This is a genomic window from Massilia hydrophila (genome assembly GCF_020208145.1).
Taxonomy (GTDB): domain Bacteria; phylum Pseudomonadota; class Gammaproteobacteria; order Burkholderiales; family Burkholderiaceae_D; genus Telluria; species Telluria hydrophila.
This window is the reverse complement of sequence record NZ_JAHYBX010000112.1, coordinates 1-206: the sequence shown is the minus strand read 5'-3', so window position 1 is coordinate 206 and position 206 is coordinate 1. Positions and strand designations below refer to the sequence as shown.

The 206-nt window shown below is 56.8% G+C and carries 1 rRNA gene; it reads left to right on the top strand.

Annotated features, from left to right (window positions below):
• Positions 1 to 206 (top strand): 23S ribosomal RNA (locus LE190_RS21740); the annotation flags it as partial.

Sequence of the window (206 nt, the reverse complement as noted above, 5' to 3'; positions counted from 1 at the left end):
ACGTTCATCGGAGCAGGGTGAGTCGGCCCCTAAGGCGAGGCAGAGATGCGTAGCTGATGGGAAGCAGGTTAATATTCCTGCACCGTCGTATGATGCGATGGGGGGACGGATCGCGGAAGGTTGTCCAGCTGTTGGAATAGCTGGTTTCTGGTTCATAGAAGGCGCTTAGGCAAATCCGGGCGCAGGATTCAAGGGACTGGGACGTG